At 72.0% G+C, this 19,632-nt stretch carries 17 protein-coding genes; 10 read left to right on the top strand and 7 right to left on the bottom strand.

Annotation, left to right across the window (positions count from 1 at the left end; translation table 11 throughout):
• Positions 1–348: 348 nt before the first annotated feature.
• The gene (locus ACFZDC_RS01405) at positions 349–1,314 is read right to left on the bottom strand and encodes a DUF1152 domain-containing protein (protein ID WP_391319307.1); all 966 of its coding nucleotides are present in this window, start codon (positions 1,312–1,314) and stop codon (positions 349–351) included.
• Positions 1,315–1,387: 73 nt separating this feature from the next.
• Positions 1,388–2,752: an FAD-dependent oxidoreductase gene (locus ACFZDC_RS01400; RefSeq protein WP_391319306.1), complete on the bottom strand. Its 1,365-nt coding sequence runs from the start codon at positions 2,750–2,752 to the stop codon at positions 1,388–1,390.
• Positions 2,753–3,053: 301 nt separating this feature from the next.
• On the opposite strand from ACFZDC_RS01400, the gene ACFZDC_RS01395 reads away from it, so the two are divergent.
• On the top strand, positions 3,054–4,184 hold the full coding sequence (locus ACFZDC_RS01395; protein WP_391319305.1) for an NAD-dependent epimerase/dehydratase family protein: 1,131 nt from the start codon (positions 3,054–3,056) through the stop codon (positions 4,182–4,184).
• Here ACFZDC_RS01395 and ACFZDC_RS01390 read toward each other — a convergent pair.
• Positions 4,136–6,154, bottom strand: coding sequence for an NlpC/P60 family protein (locus ACFZDC_RS01390; protein ID WP_391319304.1), 2,019 nt, complete (start codon positions 6,152–6,154; stop codon positions 4,136–4,138). The two genes, ACFZDC_RS01395 and ACFZDC_RS01390, sit on opposite strands and share 49 nt — an antisense overlap.
• Before the next feature lie 457 nt (positions 6,155–6,611).
• Here ACFZDC_RS01390 and ACFZDC_RS01385 point away from each other — a divergent pair, with 457 nt between their 5' ends.
• The gene (locus tag ACFZDC_RS01385; RefSeq protein ID WP_391319705.1) at positions 6,612–8,567 is read left to right on the top strand and encodes a DUF1996 domain-containing protein; all 1,956 of its coding nucleotides are present in this window, start codon (positions 6,612–6,614) and stop codon (positions 8,565–8,567) included.
• Positions 8,568–8,786: 219 nt separating this feature from the next.
• On the opposite strand, the gene ACFZDC_RS01380 is transcribed toward ACFZDC_RS01385, so the two are convergent.
• A complete protein-coding gene (locus ACFZDC_RS01380) occupies positions 8,787–9,428 on the bottom strand; it encodes a methyltransferase domain-containing protein (protein ID WP_391319303.1) in 642 nt (213 codons plus the stop codon).
• Positions 9,429–9,556: 128 nt separating this feature from the next.
• On the opposite strand from ACFZDC_RS01380, the gene ACFZDC_RS01375 reads away from it, so the two are divergent.
• Positions 9,557–10,015 (top strand): NAD(P)H-dependent oxidoreductase, encoded by a 459-nt coding sequence (locus ACFZDC_RS01375; protein WP_391319302.1) that lies wholly within the window; start codon positions 9,557–9,559, stop codon positions 10,013–10,015.
• Between the two features lie 53 nt (positions 10,016–10,068).
• Here the strand turns inward: ACFZDC_RS01375 and helR are convergent, their stop codons facing one another.
• Entirely contained in the window at positions 10,069–12,237 is a 2,169-nt protein-coding gene (helR, locus tag ACFZDC_RS01370; RefSeq protein ID WP_391319301.1) for an RNA polymerase recycling motor ATPase HelR, read from the bottom strand.
• Between the two features lie 885 nt (positions 12,238–13,122).
• Between helR and ACFZDC_RS01365 the strand changes: the two genes are divergently transcribed.
• The 4 genes from ACFZDC_RS01365 to ACFZDC_RS01350 all read left to right on the top strand — a co-directional run bounded on the left by ACFZDC_RS01365 (position 13,123) and on the right by ACFZDC_RS01350 (position 15,024).
• Positions 13,123–13,338 (top strand): hypothetical protein, encoded by a 216-nt coding sequence (locus tag ACFZDC_RS01365; RefSeq protein WP_391319300.1) that lies wholly within the window; start codon positions 13,123–13,125, stop codon positions 13,336–13,338.
• Positions 13,335–13,640 carry an acylphosphatase gene (locus ACFZDC_RS01360; protein WP_391319299.1) on the top strand — a complete coding sequence of 102 codons (306 nt, stop codon included), beginning with the start codon at positions 13,335–13,337 and terminating at the stop codon, positions 13,638–13,640. The genes ACFZDC_RS01365 and ACFZDC_RS01360 overlap by 4 nt, the downstream gene beginning before the upstream one ends.
• Before the next feature lie 207 nt (positions 13,641–13,847).
• Positions 13,848–14,324 carry an SRPBCC domain-containing protein gene (locus ACFZDC_RS01355; RefSeq protein WP_391319298.1) on the top strand — a complete coding sequence of 159 codons (477 nt, stop codon included), beginning with the start codon at positions 13,848–13,850 and terminating at the stop codon, positions 14,322–14,324.
• A gap of 199 nt (positions 14,325–14,523) precedes the next feature.
• Positions 14,524–15,024 carry a hypothetical protein gene (locus tag ACFZDC_RS01350; RefSeq protein WP_391319297.1) on the top strand — a complete coding sequence of 167 codons (501 nt, stop codon included), beginning with the start codon at positions 14,524–14,526 and terminating at the stop codon, positions 15,022–15,024.
• A 59-nt stretch (positions 15,025–15,083) separates the two neighbouring features.
• Here the strand turns inward: ACFZDC_RS01350 and ACFZDC_RS01345 are convergent, their stop codons facing one another.
• Both ACFZDC_RS01345 and ACFZDC_RS01340 read right to left on the bottom strand, forming a co-directional pair.
• Positions 15,084–16,145 (bottom strand): glycerophosphodiester phosphodiesterase family protein, encoded by a 1,062-nt coding sequence (locus ACFZDC_RS01345; RefSeq protein ID WP_391319296.1) that lies wholly within the window; start codon positions 16,143–16,145, stop codon positions 15,084–15,086.
• Between the two features lie 376 nt (positions 16,146–16,521).
• The gene (locus tag ACFZDC_RS01340; protein ID WP_391319295.1) at positions 16,522–17,694 is read right to left on the bottom strand and encodes a SpoIIE family protein phosphatase; all 1,173 of its coding nucleotides are present in this window, start codon (positions 17,692–17,694) and stop codon (positions 16,522–16,524) included.
• Between the two features lie 186 nt (positions 17,695–17,880).
• On the opposite strand from ACFZDC_RS01340, the gene ACFZDC_RS01335 reads away from it, so the two are divergent.
• Genes ACFZDC_RS01335 through ACFZDC_RS01325 form a run of 3 tightly spaced genes read left to right on the top strand, consistent with a single transcriptional unit; the run spans position 17,881 to position 19,594 of the window.
• Positions 17,881–18,567, top strand: coding sequence for a hypothetical protein (locus tag ACFZDC_RS01335; protein ID WP_391319294.1), 687 nt, complete (start codon positions 17,881–17,883; stop codon positions 18,565–18,567).
• Positions 18,564–18,848 (top strand): BON domain-containing protein, encoded by a 285-nt coding sequence (locus ACFZDC_RS01330; protein ID WP_391319293.1) that lies wholly within the window; start codon positions 18,564–18,566, stop codon positions 18,846–18,848. Before ACFZDC_RS01335 ends, ACFZDC_RS01330 begins: the two co-directional genes overlap by 4 nt.
• A complete protein-coding gene (locus ACFZDC_RS01325; RefSeq protein ID WP_391319292.1) occupies positions 18,845–19,594 on the top strand; it encodes a metallophosphoesterase in 750 nt (249 codons plus the stop codon). Before ACFZDC_RS01330 ends, ACFZDC_RS01325 begins: the two co-directional genes overlap by 4 nt.
• The last annotated feature ends 38 nt before the right edge of the window (positions 19,595–19,632 follow it).

The following is a 19,632-nucleotide window of genomic DNA, read 5'->3' as shown; positions in this document are numbered from 1 at the left end:
CCCCGTTCCCCGCCGGTGGCAGCACCTCCCGCCGCTCCGTCGCCCGACGCGGTGTGCGCACCGGCCACCTGGTTCGTCGTCGGCGTGGCCGGATCCTGTGGCGCACCCGACGTACGGACGACACGCCGCCCGGAGCCGCGCTCCCCCTCGACGCCGGGCCCGCTCGTCCCGGCGGTCCGGATCGCGGCCCGCCGCCCTCGGCCGCACGTGAGCGTGCCCGGCGCCTTCCCGGGCGGCGGCATCAGCCGGATGGCGGCACTCGCCCTGCTGACCGGGGCGCGGCAGTGGTGGCCCGCCGGGACCTCGCCCACCGCTGAGCGGGACGGGCCCGTCCGGGCGGTCCCGCTCTCAGTGCGGGAACGCCCGGGGCGGCCGCTGGCGGGGCAGCTCCTCACGGAATGCGGCGATGACCGAGCTGATCTGCCGCATCAGCATCGTGCCCTCCAGCCGGTCCAGGTAGAGGTTGGCGCGGGCCAGCGCGGGCAGGTCCACACAGAAGTAGAGGCCCATCAGCGGGTTGACGAACAGCTCGCTGTCCCGGGTGCGCTCGGTGAACCGGACGTCCCCGAAGTCCCCGTGCACGGCAGCGGCGACCGACCCGTGGACGATGCTGGGATGACTCGCATGGCACCGCTGGGCGTGCGCCACGGCGTCGAGGTAGAGGGCACCCTCCTGGCTCTCGCGGGGGAGTGAGAAGGCGCCCAGATAGGCGCCCTCGCGGTCCAGGGCGGCCAGATTCTCCAGGAACAGGGCGTGGTTGACGCCGTGGTAGGCGTCGACCCCGAAGCCCAGGCAGGCCACCAGCCGGTGCGGGACCTCGTCGAGCCCGGCGACGGCGGCCAGGCTCGCCATGTCCTCCTCGGGGGTGCCGAGCCCGTGCTCGTCCCCGCGCATCAGGATGTCGGTCCCGCCGTCCACCAGCACGACGGCGTCCACGCCGCCCAGATGCCCGACAAGCGCCCGGTAGGCGGCGCGCAGCGGTGCCACACCCGTACGGGGAAAGGCGTACACGGTGTCGGGCAGTCCCTGTTCCGCGAGCCACCGGGCGAGCGAGCGCTCCGGGAAGTAGTCGCCGCGCAGCGGGGTGTTGGGGCGGACGGCGGCGACGTCCTCCGCCACCCAGGATTCCAGGCTCAGCCCGTACAGGTCGGAGAAGGACAGGTTGGCCAGATGGACCTCCGTGCCGGCCGACCGCAGCGCGAACGCCAGGGGCAGTCCGGCGTAGACGTCGAAGCCGCCGCCCGCACCGGCGACGAGCACCCGGCGCGCCTCGCGCAGACGGGTGAAGAAGGCGGGTTCCCGGAGGGAGTACACCGCAGGACCCTAACAGGCGCCCCGGGAGGCTTCGTTGGACTCGCCCCCGAAGCCTCTGCGGCGCCCCGGGGACTTAGGCCCCGCTCTCCCGCAGCATGTCCTCGCGCTCGACGATCTTCACGCGCTCACGGCCCTGCGGCTCGCCCAGCGCGCGCTCGGCGGCGTCCAGCTTGTACCAGCCCTCCCAGGTGGTGTAGCGGATGTCGCGCTCGGCGAGGAAGGAGTCCACGGCCTCGAGGTCGGGCGAAACGGGCGTGTGCAGGCGGCCGTTGGCGTAGTCGTCCAGCAGGTTGGCCACCGTCTCGTTGGCGTCGCCCTTGGTGTGGCCGATCAGGCCGACCGGGCCGCGCCGGATCCAGCCGGTGACGTACGTCGACTGCAGGTGGGCGCCGCTCTCCTCGACGACCCGGCCGCCCGCGTCCGGAACCGTGCCCGACTCGAGGTCCCACGGCAGCTTCGGGAGCTTGTCGGAGAGGTAGCCGACGGCCCGGTAGACCGCGGTGACGTCCCAGTCCTTGAACTCGCCGGTGCCCTTGACGTTGCCGGTGCCGTCGAGCGCGGTGCGCTCGGTGCGCAGACCCACGACCCTGCCGTCCTCGCCGAGGATCTCCGTGGGCGACTCGAAGAAGTGCAGGAACAGCTTGTGCGGCCGGTTGCCGGCGTCCCGGATCGCCCAGTTCTCCAGGGTCTTGGCGACCATGTCGGCCTGCTTGTTGCCACGCCGGGTCTCGATCGAGCCCGCGTCGTAGTCGATGTCCTCGGGGTCGACGATGACCTCGATGTTCGGGGAGTGGTCCAGCTCGCGCAGCTCCATGGGGCTGAACTTCGCCTGCGCCGGGCCACGGCGGCCGAAGACGTGGATCTCCACGGCCTTGTTCGCCTTCAGACCGTCGTGGACGTTGGGCGGTATCTCCGTCGGCAGCAGTTCGTCCGCCGTCTTGGCGAGGATCCGGGCGACGTCGAGCGCCACGTTGCCGACGCCGAGCACGGCGACCTTCTCGGCGTCGAGCGGCCAGGTGCGCGGCACGTCCGGGTGGCCGTCGTACCAGGAGACGAAGTCGGCGGCGCCGTAGGAACCGTCCAGGTCGATGCCGGGTATGCGCAGCTCCCGGTCGGCCGTCGCACCGGTGGAGAAGATCACCGCGTCGTAGAAGGCGCGCAGGTCGTCCAGGCTGATGTCGGTCGGGTAGTCGACGTTGCCGAACAGGCGGATCTGGGGCTTGTCGAGCACCTGGTGCAGGGCGGTGATGATGCCCTTGATGCGCGGGTGGTCGGGCGCCACGCCGTACCGGATCAGGCCGAACGGCGCGGGCATCCGCTCGAAGAGATCGATGGACACGCCGGGTTCGGCGGCCACCCCGGACTTCAGCAGGGCGTCGGCGGCGTAGATCCCGGCGGGACCGGCTCCGACGATGGCTACCCGCAGGGGGCGCGGCATGATCAGTTCCCTTCGAGCGTGAACAGGCGACTCGCTCGGGAAGCCTAGACTAAGGCAGACCTAAGTTAGTACACGGGTTCGGTCTATGACCCCATAAGTCGATCTTATGGCCTGTCCTGGGGTCGCTTATGGAAGCGGAAGTCGGCCGGGCCGCCCGCCGTGCCTCCGGGCCGCCCGCCGTGCCTCCGCGCCCTTCCCTCCCGCCCACCGTCCTTCCGCTCCCTTCCCTCGCGCCCCGGCATGGCCGACCCTGTCCTCGGCGGACCCACGGACGACGACCGGCAGCGAGGGGTGAGGGCGCGTGGGCGGACGCGGGGAGAGGACCGTCGTGGTGACCGGCGGCAGCGGTTTCGTCGGCGGCCATCTGGTACGGCGGCTGCTGGAGCGGGGCCATCGGGTGCGCGCCACCGTACGCCGCACCGCGCATGCGGCGAAGGTAAGGCCCCTGTGGGAGATGCAGGAGGCGTTCCCCGGCCAACTGGGCTTGTTCGAGGCGGACTTGCTGAAGGAGGGGTCGTTCGACGAGGCGTTCCGCGGCTGCTCGGTCGTCTTCCACGTGGCCTCGCCGTTCCTGATGCCCGAGCAGATCAAGGATGGCCGACGGGACGTCGTCGATCCGGCGTTGCTGGGCACCCGCAACGTGCTGGCGAGCATCGAGCGCACCCCGGAGGTCCGGACCCTGGTGTTCACCTCCACCGTCGGCGCGATCTTCGGTGACTACGCGGACGTCCTGCGTATGGACGGCCAGGTGCTGTCCGAGCGGTACTTCAACACCACCAGCACACTGGAGAACAACCCCTATCACTACGCCAAGACCCTCGCGGAACGCGCCGCATGGGACGCCGCGGCGGCGCAGGACCGCTGGCGCATGGTGTCCGTCAACCCCGGCCTGGTCCTCGGTCCTTCACTCACCCCGGCGTCCGAGTCCGGCAGCCTCTTCCTCCTCGACGAGCTGTTCAAGGGCTACTTCTGTTACGGCGCACCCACCTTCAGTTTCACCACCGCGGACGTACGGGACGTGGCCGAGGCGCACATCGCGGCCGCCGAGAACCCGACGGCCGAGGGCAGGTACATCGTGGCGGCCGAGACCATGACGTCGTTCCACGAGATGTCACGCGTCATCCGCACCCGTCACCCCCACGACCCGCGCCTGCCGCGCACCGCGCTCCCGCACTGGCCGGTCCGGATCCTGGGCCCCGTCTTCGGCCTCACCCAGGACTACATCCGCAAGCACCTCGGCATCCGCTTCCGCGTCGACAACAGCCGCAGCATCCACGAACTGGGGCTCACCTACCGGCCGGTGGCGGAGACCCTGCTGGACCACTACGAGAGCCGACGCGCCCGTCGGCGCGACCGGCGCCGAGGCGGGCGCCCCGGCGGTCGTCACGCCGGCCGTATCACCCGGTGGATCGCCGACTCCCCAGCGCCGTAGATCGACTCCTCGCGGATGTACGACCCCGGGCCCGGCGCATGGACCATCATGCCGTCGCCGATGTGCAGGCCCACGTGCCGGTCGTCGTCGAAGAAGAGGACGAGGTCACCCGGTTCGAGACCGGCGAGCGTGACCGGGGTGCCGGCCAGCGCCTGCTGGTGCGCGGCACGCGGCAGCGTGACCCCGGCCGCCTTCCACGCCGCCTGGGTGAGGCTGGAGCAGTCGTACGAGTCCGGTCCGGTGGCTCCCCACACACACGGCTTCCCGATCTGCGCCCGCGCGAAGGCGATGGCCTTGGCAACGCGCACGACGTGACTGGATTGGGGGGCACTTCCGAGGACGGGCGCGGTGAGGGGCGCGAAGGAGCCGGTGTCGGCCGCGGCGGCAGCGGTGGGAGGTGTGAAGCGGCTTTCGGCCGCGGCGGCAGCGGTGAGGTGGGCGAAGGATCCCGTGTCGGTGAGCGGGTTGGTGGTGAGCGGTGTGTAGGCGCCCGTATCGGTGAGCGGCGGGACGCTTGGCTGTGCCAAGGAGCCCGTGTCGGTGAGAGGTGCGAAAGAGCCCGTGCCGGTGAGCGAGCTGACGGCGGACTGGGCGAAGGATCCCGTGTCGGTGAGCGGGTTGGTGGTGAGCGGTGCGAAGGATCCCGTGTCGGTGAGCGGCGGGACGCTTGGCTGCGCGAAGGATCCCGTGTCGGTGAGGAGCGCGAAGGAGCCCGTGCTGGTGGGCGGGTTGGCGGTGAGCGGTGCGAAGGAGCCCGTGTCGGCCGTCGGGGTCGCCGGGGTCGGCGTGGTGAGGGGGAGGGCCGTGTCCGGGGTCGCAGGCGTGCCGGGTGTCGTCCACTGCGGCTGCTGCCACTGCCCGGTGACCGGCTGACCCGGCTGCTCCCACTCGGCCGGGCTCAGCCGGCCCGTCCCCTCCAGGGCCCACTGCCCCATCTGCTCGAGACCAGGCTGCGACGCCGGCCGGGCTCCGGTGTTCCAGGCGCCCGGCGCGGCGGGGACGGCCGCGGGGGGCGTGCCGAGTCGGGCGGTGTACCGGGACAGCAGGTCCCTGGCCGTGGCGAGCTTGCGCCGGTTGTTCGCCTTGAAGTCCGCGGGGGAGGGGCGCCGGGGTGTGGCGGCGGAGAACGGCAGCTCCCGGGGCTCAAGCACCGGAGCGCCCTGGGCTGCGGGCAGCGCGGCGACGGGCAGAACTGCCGTCTCGACCGGACCGCGGCCGCCCGGCCCCGGCAACCCGGGGGATCCGGCGGGGCCGGGTCCGGAGAGCTGGGCCACGCCGCCGACCAGCGGGGCGGCGGTCGGGTCCGGCATGCCGAGGCCGCGGGGGTCCGTCGCGCCAGGGCGGGTCAGTTGGGGCAGGCCCCCGGCGAGTTGGGCGGCTGGGCCCTGGCCCGTTGCTTCCGGCAAGGCGCGGCCGGGACTCTCCGTCGTGTCCCACCTGGTCGGCCCGGGCGTGCCCGGACCAGGCAACTCCAGTGCGCGGCTGGGAACTTCGGCGGACAGGCCGCTCGGCAGTGCCGCGATCCCCGCTTCCAGGGCGGCCCGCGGGCGGCCGCTCGGGCCCGCCGAGGTCCCGGCCGTCAGCTCGGCCGCCCCGCGATCGGCGGGCCGGTCCGACCCGGGGGGCAGCTCGGGCAGGCCGAGACCGATACCGAGGGCCTCCCCCGCACCGCCGGCCGCACGGTCCCGGGAGCGGGCCGGGGCCGCCGGCCGGGCGGGCTGCCGATCGGCGGGGAGCACGGCGGGGACCGTCGGCCCGAGCTTTGCGCGCGCCCCGTCGAACCACTGCCGGGCCACCGCGTCGAGGTCGGGATCCGGGCGTCGGCCGGATCGCTTGGCCAGCGGGACGCCTCTCGAACGTGTCGCCGCCGACAGGGCCCGGGTCGCGTTGTAGTTCCCCGTCGCGTTCTCGGCCTGCTCGTAGAGGGAGTCGATCCGCTGCCGTACCTCGTCGCGGCTTTCCGGCGCCATGGAAGACGTACTCCTTCCTTGCCCACAGGGCAGTTGGGCCGAACCCGGAGTCGGTCGAGCCCCGGGCCCGGACACCACGGCGGATTCGCTGGGCAGCCGGGCGGCCTGGCGTCAACCTAGCCAACTTGTGTCCCTGGTGTGAAGGTTGAAGGGCGGAATGTCCGATACATATTTGTGATGTTCGCCGTGCCGTTCGAGTGGGAAAACTCGTCGTCCTTCCGACGGGACCGGCCCCGCCGCCGAACTGCCGCACCTGGTGGAGGGCGCTGTGATTGCGCTTTGCTGTGAGGTCCCTGTTAATTTTCGATCCGGTTGAACGCCCGGGCGCCGCCATCCGTATGGGGCGGGGGAACTCCATGCCCGACCGACCGCTTCACACAAGGGGACGACCTTGGTACGCAACAGGCGCAGACGCCCGACCGGCGCACGACGCGCGACCCTCGCAGCGGTCGCCCTGATGCTGGGTGGAGGCGGGCTCGTCGCCGTCAACGTCTACGCCTCGGCCACCGAGGGCACCTGGGGAGGACAGGACGGCCCCGACGCGACCGGACAGGTCAGGTCCGCGGGCATGGCCACGATCGACTGCCCGGACGTCGGCAACCGGCTGACCGCGGTGCCGGACGGGGCCCGTGCGGACGTCGACCGTGAACTCGCCCAGCTGGACCAGCAGATAGCGGGTGCCTACCAGCAACTGCAGGCGTCGGCGCAGGCCGTGCGCCAGGATCCGGGCGCCGCCGACGACCCGATCATGAACCCGCTGGAGGAGAAGCGGTCGGCGACCATCGAGCGCATCGCCGTCGCCATCGACCGGGTGGGGGACCGGCCGGACGGTCTGGAGTCCCTGGCCGCCTGCACGCTGCGGCCCGGCCAGGACAATGCGGGCGGCGACACGGGCAGCGCCGGCCAGAGCACCGCCACCCCGGGCGACGGATCCCAGCAGGGCGGCGGACAGGGCCAGAACGGTGGCGGCCAGACGGGCGCCGGCCAGGGCGGCAACGGACCCGTCGCCTCCGACTACGTCGACATCACCTCCGTCCAGCCCAACGTGCAGAACCCGCCCCAGCAGGCCGACGCCTCGCGCGGCACCTTCACCTCCGAGTGCGGCGTGAACGCGAACGGCCTGTTCAACTCCGACAACGTGATCGTCGCCCCCGGGGTCTCCAACGGCGCCCACCACTTCCACGACTACGTCGGCAACCAGTCCAACAACGCTTTCGCCAGTGACGACGACCTGGCCAAGGCCGACACCAGCTGCGTGGACCAGGGCGACAGGTCCACGTACTACTGGCCGGTGCTGCGGCTGCAGAACGGCAAGCAGGAACGGGACGCCGGCGCCCCGGGCGGCGGCACCGAGGGCAACGCGGGCCAGATCGTCACGCCCAAGCAGGTGACGCTGACCTTCGTGGGCAGCCCGCGGGGCAAGGTCACCGAGATGCCCCGTCTGCTGCGCATCATCACCGGCGACGCCAAGGCCTTCGTCAACGGTCCCGCCAACGCCAACGCCTCCTGGAGCTGTACGGGTTACGAGAACCGGCAGCTCAAGGACAAGTATCCGCTGTGCCCGGCCGGCAGCGACGTGGTGCGCACCTTCCACTTCCAGAGCTGCTGGGACGGCCGCAACATCGACAGCGCCAACCACCGCACCCATGTGGCCTTCGCCGCCCCCGACGGCTCCTGCCCCGAGGGCTTCCGGGCGATTCCGCAGCTGGTGCAGCGCATCGTCTACGACGTCGCCGCGCCGAGCCTGAACGACGGCGGGCGTACGGTTCCGCTCTTCGCGGTGGATTCCTTCCCCGAGCAGCTGCACAAGCCGGTCACCGACCACGGCGACTTCATCAACGTCTTCACCGAGAACCTGATGCGCGAGATGGTCGACTGCATCAACTCCGGCCGGACCTGCGGAGCCCGCGGCGGTGACGACTCCGGAGGCACGGCGGATCCGAGCCCGAGCCAGGACACCGGTGCGACGGCCGACCCGGGCAGCGGAGCCACGGCGGCCCCGGGCAGCGGAGCCACGGCGGCCCCGGGCACGAGCGTCACGGCCGCGCCGCCGGCTCCGGCCTCCTCCGGCCCGGCCCAGCAGCCGAAGACGTACAAGACGACCTCGCCGGCGAACACCACCAAGCACGGCAAGCCCACCGAGCAGGGCAAGCCGGCCAGGCAGACCGAGCAGGCCAGGGCGGACAAGGCCGTTTCGGCCGCACCGTCCGAGTCCGGTGCCGGCGACGTCGGCCAGGCCACCCAGACCCCCGCGGGCGGCCCGTCGCACGCCCCGGCCGCACAGACCGAACCCCAGGCGGTCCAGGGCGGACTCGCCGAGACCGGAGCACACCTGTGGCCGGCGGCGATCGGTACGCTGCTCGCCCTCTCCGGGCTCGTCATGCTGCTGCGGGCCAGGCGTCTGCGGTACTGAACGCAAGGGCGGATGCGTGAACGGCGGCCCCACCCCTCCAGTGGTGGGGCCGCCGCACGTTTCCGGGATTCCACCCGGCTCTTGTGGGAGCGCTCCCCAGCGCATGAGGACGGCCCCATGCCGCCCAAGGACCGTGGCCCCACCGAGGCTTTCTGCAAGAGCCCCGGTAACCGAGGGCGCCGACACCGCCGTACGCCATAAGGGTCCCTGGCCGGGGGCTCAGTCCCCGTCGCGCCGGCAGTGCAGGAACAGGTGCGGCTCGGGTACGGCGTCGGGATGGGCCGGGGCGAAGGTGGCGTGCTCCTCGGACAGGACCGTCAGGCCCGCTGAGGTCACCACCGTCGTGAAGTCACCGGCGCCGAAGCTCGTCACGCGCACCGGCTGCCCCATGAAAACGGCGTCGACGGCTTCCACGTCGAGAGGGACGGTGGCCAGCACCGCGAACCCGCCGGGCCGCAGGGCACGCGCCAGCCCGCCCACGACCTCCGTCTGCTCGGCACGGGACATCTGCAGCAGCGAGAAGTACACGCACACCGCGTCGAACCCGCCCTCGGGGAGCGACAGTTCACGGACGTCGGCGAGGCGGAACTCGGCCGCGGGCACCTGGCGGGAGGCGAGGTCCACCATGACCGGCGAGACGTCGACGCCGAGCACCCTGTGCCCCGCCTCCGTGAGGGTCTGAGCGGTCGGCCGTCCCGTCCCGCTGCCCACGTCCAGCACCCGGCTGCCCGGCTCCAGCCGGTCCAGCAGCCACTGGAGCGACGCCCGGTGCGCCCCGGACGAGGCGAACGCCTTCTCGTAGTCGAGGCCCAGCGCGTCGAACACCACGGCGGCCGGTGCCCGGCGATCTTCCTCGGTCAAGACGGCTCCTCCCGACTCCTGCAGGTGCCGGGCATCGTCGCACCCCGGGTGCGGGGCCCACAACGCCGCGCGCCGGGTGCCGGACGCCGTTTGCGGGCGCAGGCACCGGCAGGGCAGGGTTTCGGACTGTGCCTACCTTGCTGATCGTGCATCACACCCCCTCGCCCAACTGCCAGGCCCTGTTCGAGGCCGTCGTCTCCGGCGCGACCACGCCGGAGATCGAGGGCGTCCGAGTCGTGCGGCGGGCGGCCCTGTCCGCCACCGCCTCCGACGTCCTCGAGGCCGACGGCTATCTCCTCGGCACCCCGGCGAACCTCGGCTACATGTCCGGCGCCCTCAAGCACTTCTTCGACCAGGTCTACTACCCGTGCCTGGACGAGACCCGGGGCCGGCCCTTCGGCTACTACGTCCACGGCGGCAACGACGTCACGGGCGCCGTGCGTGCCATCGAGGCCCTCACCACCGGCCTCGGCTGGCGCCGCACGGCCGAGGCGGTGACCGTCACCGGCGAACCCGCCAAGGCCGATGTGCAGGCATGCTGGGAGCTGGGTGCCACGGTCGCGGCCGGGCTCATGGCCGACACCTGAGCGGCGCGCCCAGTCCTCCCACCCGGCCGGGAACGGGTGCTGTCCGGCAGACGTCAGGAGCGCGTGAGGACGACGAGTTGCCGGGTCGCCCGGGTCATCGCGACATAGCGGTCGACCGCTCCTTCGATGCCCTCGCCGAACTTCTCCGGGTCGACGAGGACGACCAGGTCGAACTCGAGCCCCTTCGACAGCTCCGGGGTCAGCGACCGGACGCGGGACGTCGACCGGAATCCGGGATCGCCGATGACGCAGGCGATCCCCTCGGCATGCGCAGCGAGCCACGTGTCGAGGATCGACTTCAGATCGGAAGCAGATCCGTGCACGACAGGGAGGCCGTTGCTGCGGATGGAAGTCGGCACGTTGGCGTCCGGGAGAACGGCACGGACGACCGGCTCGGCTTCCGCCATGATCTCTTCCGGTGTCCGGTAGTTGATGCTCAGGGAGGCCAGGTTGACGCGGTCGAACCCGATCCGCTCGAGCCGTTCCTGCCACGACTCCGCGAACCCGTGCCTGGCCTGGGCGCGGTCCCCGACGATCGTGAAGCTCCGGGACGGGCAGCGGAGCAGCAGCATCTGCCACTCGGCGTCGGTCAGTTCCTGCGCCTCGTCCACGACGATGTGCGCGAACGGGCCGGCGAGCAGGTCGGGTTCGACGGCGGGCAGTTCCGTCTCGTCGACCAGGCTGACCTGGGCGTCCTCGCCGCGCAGCATCGTCACGAGGCCTTCGCCGTCGTCGCCGTCGGCACCGGAGTCGGCTGTGGCCTCGATCAGGTTGTCCACGACCCGCGCCATGCGTTCGCGCTGAGCGGCGAGGATGGCCTGGTGCCGGCGCTTCTGCCGCGCCGCCTCCGGGTCGCCGAGCCGCTGCCGTGCCGCGTCGAGGAGCGGCAGATCGGACACCGTCCAGGCCTGGGCTTCCGTGCGCTGCAGCCTCCGGACCTCGTCGCGGCTGAGCCAAGGAGCGCACATCCGCAGATAAGCGGGCACCGACCACAGGTCTCCTACGAGGTCGGCGGCTTCGAGCAGCGGCCATGCGCGGTTGAAGGCCGTGAGCAGCTCCCTGTTCTGCCGCAGCGACTTGCGGAGCAGAGCCTCCGGGGCGTCGCCCTCGTGCTTGTCCACCAGGAGCGTGAGCAGTTCCTCCCAGACCTGCCCGCGCGCCTCGTTGTGCGGAGTTCCCGGTTCCGCCGCCTCGAACGCCACGGCCCAGTCGACGGCGGTCAGTTGGATGTCGGACCAGTGGGTCGTGACCGTCATCCCCTCGGTGGGCGGCTCCTCGTAGAACCTGACGGCCGGCTCGATCGCCTTCACCAAGTCCGCGGAGGACTTCAGGCGGGTCACGTCCGGGTCGGTCTCGAGCACCGCCCCGGCTCCCTCGGCGACGAGGTCCCGCAGCGTGCAGGTCTGCACGCCCTCCTCTCCGAGGCTGGGCAGGACGTCGGCGACGTAGGCCAGGTAGGGCCGGTGCGGACCCACGAACAGCACGCCGCCCCGGCGGTGACCGAGGCGGGGGTCGGAGTAGAGGAGGTAGGCGGAGCGGTGCAGGGCGACGACGGTCTTGCCCGTGCCCGGACCGCCGTCGACCACGAGAGCGCCGCTGGATCCGGCGCGGATGATGGCGTCCTGGTCGGCCTGGATGGTGCCGAGCACGTCTCGCATCCGGGGCGACCGGTCGCTGCCCAGGCTGGCGATGAAGGCGGACTGGTCGTCGAGCGCGGCGTGCCGTTCGAGCCCGTCGGCGGTGAACACCTCGTCCCAGTAGTCGCTGATCCGGCCGCGGGTCCAGCGGTACCTGCGGCGGCTCGCCAGACCCATCGGGTTGGCGTGGGTCGCTCCGAAGAACGGCTCGGCCGCCGGGGAGCGCCAGTCGAGCAGCAGTCGACGACCCGTGCTGTCGGTCAGGCCGAGTCGTCCGACGTACACGGGCTGGGAGTCGTCCGCGCCGACCATGTGCCCGAGGCACAGGTCCAGTCCGAAGCGACGCAGGGCGCGCAGGCGAGCGGACAGCCGGTGGATCTCCGTGTCCCGGTCCATCGCCTGCCGGCCCAGTCCGCCGGGAGCCCTGCGCTCGGCGTCGAGGCGGTCGGACACTTCGGCGATCGACTGCTCGAGGCACTCGGCGATGGCCGCGAAGTGCTGTTCGTCACCGGCGATCAGCGTCGGGTCGGCCTTGGGGGAGAGGCGATCGGGAAGGTCGAACGCGCTGGTGGTCAGGGGGTTCACGGCATCAGCTCCGATATGCGGCCGCTTGCGTCCATGGGCGCGGCAAGGCGTCTGGACCGGCGTGGCGAGGGGGTTGCGAGTTCTCGTGTGCCGGGTTCCGGCCCGGCGATCGGTGTGCTTCAGGCGGGCTTGGGCGGGTTTTCCCGGCCGACCGTGCCGAGCGGCAGCTTCGCGGCCACCGTCGCCCCGTCAGTGTGGATCATGGCGGCCACGGTGGCTGCTCGTGCGCCAGTCCCGGGGGTGAGGGCCGTTCTGAGCGCGGCCGACAGGGACTCGAAGGTCGAGCCGGACCGTCGTGTGCCGCGCCGATGCCCGGCTCGGCCATCCGGCCCGCCCAGCACGGCTGCTCCACGATCCGGGGTACCGCCAGGTGGACCGTCCCGGCCCGCGCGGCTGGTGCCGGCGTGTCCGCGCCGCGCGGCACGCCGACACCCACCGGCAGCGCCGCGAACCCCGCGTCCGCAGGCGCGCACACCCGCACCTGCGCGCCGAGTTCCCACGACGCCACCGCGAGTCCCGCCGGCGGTTCGACATCCCCGTGCGACCCAGACGCCAACAACACACGCACTTCGTGAATCTCCCCGTTTCCGCAGGTTCTGGCCTCGGCCGACGATTCTGCGGCACGACGGGGGCCTTGCCGCAAGTCCCCCAGTGCGCTATAGGTTGACAGTGGAAAGGAGCGGGTAACTCCCTTCCCCATTTTCTTTTGCGGTCCGCGCCGGACGGACGAGCCCCTCGTGAAGCGGCGGCGGGGCCGGCGCCACGGGCGGCGACCGTGAGTTCGGCGAGGACGTTCGCGCATCCGGGTGGTAGGGGCCGCTGTCCTGGGCCGAACGAGTTGTCGCGGCCCGGGACCGCCGCTTTCGGCCCGGATAATCACCGCCCATGCAGGTCGTCGAAGAACGCATCCCGGCGTGGCGCGCCGGCGCCCGGCGCCGCGTGCTGACCGGCCGGCTCGACGCCGACGCCCGCCTGATCCGCTGGTTCGAGCGCCTGGGCCGGGCCTACGACGTGCGTCGGCCGGACCTGCGCCGGATCACCGCACGACGAGGAGAGACGCCCCAGGACGTGCGGGACGAGCACAGGAGGCCCCAGGAATGACCGTCCGGCAGCACGTGCGTGCCACTGGCCGCGTACAGGGTGTGTTCTATCGCGACACCTGCCGTCGGCTCGCCGAGGAACGGGGAGTCGCGGGATGGGTGCGCAATCTGCACAACGGAGACGTCGAGGCCGTGTTCGAAGGAGCTTCGGACGACGTCGACCACATGGCGCGCTGGGCGGCCGAGGGCCCGCCGGCGGCGCGGGTGAGTCAGTGCACGAGCGTCTCCGAGGAGCCCGAGGGCCTGTCCGGCTTCCGCGTACTGCCCGACGCCGCGCCCGGCGACGGACCCCGCGCCGGGTAGCCCGACGGACGAGAGCGGTCGGCACTCCCGCTGCGCCGCTGACCGGCCGAGGCAGCACCGGTGCGCGCGTAGGATACCGGCCCGGCAGCTGGGCGCCCGCGGCTGGAGCAAGCCGTGGAGCGACGACGCCGGCGGTGCCTGCGTGGAAGTGAGCCCCGCACTGTCGTACGACGGCACGGGCCGCTGCCCGGCCGGTAGCGTGAGGCCATGTACGCCACGCGAGTCACGAGGCGGGTGCAGGCGCCCGCAGCGGCCGTTTACCGTGCCCTGGTCGATCCGGACGCCCTCGCCGCCTGGCGGGTCCCCGAGAACATGACCGCCCGCGTCCACACCTTCGAGGCCCGCGAGGGTGGCGCCTTCCGCATCTCCCTCACCTACGACGGCCAGCGCGGCGCCGGCAAGTCCGGCGGGCGCACGGACACCTACCACGGGCACTTCGCGAAACTCCTGCCCGGCGTCCAGGTCGTGGAGGTGTTCGCGTTCGAGACCGACGACGACGCCGTGCGGGGCACCATGACCATGACGACGACGCTCACCGAGACGGAGGACGGTGCGACGGACGTCGAGATCCTGCACGAGGGCGTCCCCGACGACATCCCCCGCGAGGACAACGAACTCGGCACCCGTATGGCCCTGGACCATCTCGCCCGGCTGGTGGAAGAGCGGAATCCGCCGACGGCCTGAGCGACGTGGCCGAAAAGGCAGGGAAATGGACCGGAATTCGGCGCAACCTTTGTCGTCGTGTCAGATGCCGGGAAATACGGGGAAAGAAAGAGGGGAGAGATGCGGTGAGAAGTGGAACCGGGCGGAAGGAATTGCGGTCTTAAGGTCCGTCGACGGCCGGGAAGAGTCCGGTCGCGAAGGATACGGGGGAACGAGAGACATGACCGTCCGTCACCGCAAGACCCTTCTGACCGCCGCCGCCCTCACCGCGGGCCTCACCCTGGCCGCCGTCACGCCCGCCCTTGCCTACACCGGCGCAAGCCACACCACCCGGGCCGCCGCCGCGTCCTCCGCCCAGGGCGACCCGCGCAATGTCACCCAGCGCGTGACCGACTTCTACGGCGCCTACATCGACTCCGTGTGGGACAACGAGGACCCGGCGGCCGCGGCCAACGCCAAGGCACTGCGCGCCTTCTACCTGTCCGCCGCCGCCCAGAAGAAGGTCGCCGCGTTCGAGAAGAAGAACCACGCCGACGGCATTCTGTTCGCCCAGAACGTCCCGGTGAAGTGGAAGGTCGCCTACACCGGCTCCGGCGCGGGTCACGCCACCAGCAGGGTCACGCTCACCTGGGGCGACGGCAGCTCCGCAGAGGTCAGCAGGATCGACGTGCAGTCCGACCTGAAGACGCTGAAGATCACCGACCTGAAGCCGGTTCGCTGACCGGCGGGAACAGGCGCGCAGCCCCGCCCCGCCCCACTCGGGGCGGGGCTTCGTGGTGGTCAGGGCCGGTCGTGCGGGAAGTACGGGCGGGGCAGCGGCATCCCGCGGTCGGCCATGATCTGCCGTACGTGGTCGGGGTAGTCCGTGATGATCCCGTCGACGCCGAAGTCCATCAGCGCCTCCACCGTCGCCGGGTCGTCGCAGGTCCACGGGACCACCTCGAGGCCGCGGGCATGGGCCTCGGCGACCATCGCCGCGTCCGAGTAGAAGCGGAAGCCGGGGTCGCCGACCTTCCCGGACTGCGGGAAGCCGTAGGCGGGGGAGAGGGCCGTGACACCGGGGACGGTGGCGGCCGCCCTGACGAAGTCGCCGCCGTAGTCGTCGGCGTCGATCCCGCCGAGCCACGGGGACGCGCCCGGTTGGCCGACCTGCAGGAAGTCGTAGTTCGTCAGCGCCACCAGCGGCCACTTCGGCGCCAGGCGGTGCATCGCCTTCAGCGCGCCCCAGTCGAAGGACTGGATGGTGACTTGCCGCTCGATGCCCGAGCGGTGGATCTCCTCGTACACCCGGCGGACGAACACCTCCCGCGGGGCGGTCTGTTCCGGTGCGCCCGCCTCGACCTTGGTCTCGATGTTCAGCTTGACCCGGTGCGCGTGGTAGCTCTTCACCAGGTTCAGGACGTCCTTCAACTCGACCATCCGGAAGCCCTGGACGACCTCCTGCTCCGGGAAACCCGGCAGTTGCCGGTAGCCGCAGTCCAGCGTCTTGATCTGAGCGAGCGTCAGGTCCTTGATGTACTTGCCGACGTACGGGTACATCGGGTCGCCGGGCGTGACCGGCGCGGTGTCGCGGCACTTGACGCCGCTGATCTGCCGGTCGTGGTTGACGACCACCTTCAGGTCCTTGGTGACGTGGGTGTCCAGTTCCAGCGTGGACACCCCGAGCCGCATCGCTTTGCCGAAGCCCTCCAGCGACTCCTCGGTCGTCATCCCGAGGCCGCCGCGGTGGGCCTGCAGGTCGAAACGGGCGTGTGGCGGGCCGCCCTGGGCCGCCTGCGCGGTGGCCGGTAACGCCAGTACCGGCACCAGAGCGAGGCCGGCGAGCAGGTGTCGTACGGACATCGGACCTCCCTGTTCTCGGGGCGCCCGCGATTTTCGCAACGGCCCGCCCGGGCGGACCACCTCCGTGACTGAACATTGGCACAAAGGCTGTTGAACGTGCCTGGCTCCGGCTCCTGAGGACGGCCCGGGGTCGACCTTGTGCGTTGCTGAACAAGCGTTCGAGCGTGTACGGGCCTTCTTCTGCCCGCCGCCGGGGCGGCCTGACCGCGAGCCCGCCGCTGCCCGTGCGCCCCGCCCGGGCCGCAGACGGTCCGGACCCCGTCCCACGCGTCCTCCACCCCGACCCGGGCTTCTCAGGGGGTGTCCGCGGGTCACGTCGGCGGACAGGAACCGTGCCTGACCGGCCGACCCGAGCGGGATCCGGTGCTCCGGGGCCTCACTCCGTGCGGGTGCCGGGCCCGTGCCGGCGGCCCTCGGCGCCGGCACCCCGCCCGTGGTGGCGGCGAGCGTCGAGGGCCGTGCGGTGCAGGGCGATGAGGGCGGCGTCGTCGTTCAGACGGCCGCCCACGTGGGCGAGCAGATCGCGCCGCACATGGTGCATCAGCGCCTCCGGGCTGTCGTCCGTCCAGCGCGCGACCCGCTCCGCCAGCGGATAGAACCGGCCGCGGGCGTCCCGGGCCTCGACGACACCGTCGGTGTACAGCAGCAGCGTGTCGCCCGGCTCGAGGGAGAACACGTCCAGCGTGTGCTCGGCGCCCGCGTGCACCCCGAGGGGCGGCGACGGGTGCAGGCTCGGGACCGTGACCACCTGCCCCGGGCTCAGCAGCAGCGGCGGCGGATGGCCGCAACTGGTCATCCAGGTGACCGGATCCCCGTCCGGGATCTCCACCAGCAGGGCGGTGGCGAAGCGCTCGCCCGCCTCCTCCGGCGTCTCCAGCTCGGCCGTGTAACGGCTGATGCTCTGGTCGAGCGACGTGGCCAGCTCCGCCAGTGCGACATGCCGGTGCGCGCTCTCCCGGAAGGCGCCCAGCAGCAGTGCCGCCTCCCCGATGGCGGGCAGGCCCTTGCCGCGCACGTCCCCGATGAGCACCCGCACCGAGCCGTCGCACCGGGTCGCCGCGTACAGGTCGCCGCCGATCTGCGCCTCGTCCTCGGCGGCCAGATACAGCGAGGCGATCCGCAGCGGGCCGATGTACTCGGGCAGCGGCCACATCAGCACGTGCTGCGCGGCCTCGGCGACCGTGCGGACCTGGGCCAGCTGCGCCTGGCGCCGCTCCCGCACCGCGCCGTAGACCACGACCAGCACCGAGAGCACGGCGAGCGTGACGAGCTGCACGATGTGGTTCGTCGTGGCGATGCCACCGTGGTAGACGCCGATCAGGGCCTGGGCGGCCACCGCCAGCGCGCCGACCACCCCCGTGGTCCGGGGGCCGGCGAACGACGGCGTGAGCGCCGGGGCGATGACCAGTGCCGGGCCCAGATGGATGTTCTCGGGGGAGTGGAGGTCCACCACTGTGATCACCACGATGAGCGTGATGGGGAGCAGCAGCAGGGCATGGGACGACAGCCATGGCTGCCGCAGACCCGAACCTGTCCGCCGGAGCCTCATGCCTACCAGGGTGCTCCCGACCGCGCCGTGCGGCACACGCAACAACGCGCTCCGGTGCTCCGGGCTCATTACGGGGTGTCCCGCGCCCGACGGTGACGACTGACGCGGGGGCCCTCCGGGTACCCGAAAGGGCCCCGGGGCCGACCCGGCCGTCCGGGGGTGCCGGGCGCCGTGAATGGAGAGGACATGACGCACAAAGGGGAGGAGACAACCCCCGTCCGACGGCCGGAGGTCATCGAACTCCGCCTCGCCTCGGACAGGCCGGTGCACTCGGCAGCACCGCTGCCGAACGCGCAGGACCTGCCGCAGGACCGCAGCCAGGCGATCCTCGAGGCCGCCAAGCAGATGGGGGCCCTGCTGAAGAGGAAGGGCCACCCGTTCGCGCTGGCGGGCAGTGTGGCCGTCTACGCACATGGCGGCAGCCGTCACCTCCAGCACGACGCCGACTTCGCGGTGCTGCCGGAGGACGCCGACGCGGTGGCCGCTTCGCTGCACGAGGCGGGTCTGGCCGTGCGCACCCCGCCGGAGGACTGGCTGCTCAAGACGACCTGCCGTGGGCAGGACATCGACATCATCTTCCAGCTGGCGCATGAGCCCGTCACCAAGGACATGCTGGCCCGGGCGGAGTGCCTCCCGGTCGACTCGGTCCTGATGCCCGTACTGTCCCCGACCGACCTGATCCGCAGCCTGATCAGCGCCTTCTCGGAGCATTACTGTGACTTCGGGGCGGTCCTCCCGGTGGCCCGCGCGGTACGCGAGAAGGTCGACTGGGCCGAGGTGCGGGCCTCCTGCGGGGACAGTCCCATGCCCGCCGCCTTCCTGTTCCTGCTCGAACGGCTGAACGTGATCGAACTCCGGGAGGGGTCCTCATGACCGACCACGACGTACGGCCGCCGGGCTTGCCCGCGGCCGAGAACCTGGACTACCGCGTCGCCCACCTCGCCGACCGGCTCGCCTCCGGCCCCCTCGGGGAACTGGGCGTGCGGCTCGTCCCGCACGGCGACGCCGTCCTGCTGACGGGCACCGTGCCGTCCACCCAGTGCCGGGACGAGATCCTCGGCATGGCCCGCGAAGAGCTGGCGGGGCACCCGGTCCACTGCGACATCCTCGTCGCCGGGACCTCCTCGCCCGACCACGGGGAGGACCTCACATGATCCGCGTAGCGGCCGTGGGAGACATCCACATGGGGCCGGAGAGCCAGGGCACGCTCCGTCCCGCCTTCGAGTCGCTGCCCGGGTGCGCCGACGTCCTGCTGCTCGCCGGTGACCTCACCCGGCACGGCACCCCCGAGGAGGCGCAGGTCGTCGCCCGGGAGATCAAGGACCTGCCGGTCCCGGTCGTCGCCGTCCTCGGCAACCATGACCACCACGCCGAGCGGCCCGAGGAGGTCACCGCGATCCTCCGCGACGCCGGCGCTCAGGTCCTCGAGGGAGCGGCCACCGTCGTCGGCGCCGACGGTGCGCGGATCGGGGTGGCCGGGACCAAGGGCTTCGGCGGCGGTTTCGTCGGCCGCTGCGCCGGGGAGTTCGGCGAGCCCCTGATGAAGGAGTTCGTCCGCTACAGCCGCCGGTGCGCCGACGGCCTCCTGGGCGCCCTGAAGGACCTGGACGACCGCAGCTGCGACGTGCGGATCGCCCTGACCCACTTCTCACCCGTGCCGGACACCCTGGCCGGGGAGCCGCCGGAGATCTACCCGTTCCTCGGCAGCTACCTGCTCGCCGAGGCGATCGACACCGCCGGCGCCGACCTCGCCGTGCACGGGCACGCCCACGCCGGCACCGAACACGGCATGACCAGCGGTGGCGTCCGGGTCCGCAACGTGGCCCAGCCGGTGATCGGGCAGGCCTTCCACGTCTACCACTTGCCCGTACCCGAGCGGGCGCCGCAGCCGTCCGTCTGAACCGGATCCTGAACCGGAGCCTGAACCGGATCCTGAAC

This window comes from Streptomyces sp. NPDC007905, from assembly GCF_042959345.1.
Classification (GTDB): Bacteria; Actinomycetota; Actinomycetes; order Streptomycetales; family Streptomycetaceae; genus Streptomyces.
This window is presented reverse-complemented; position numbering and strand designations above follow the sequence as displayed.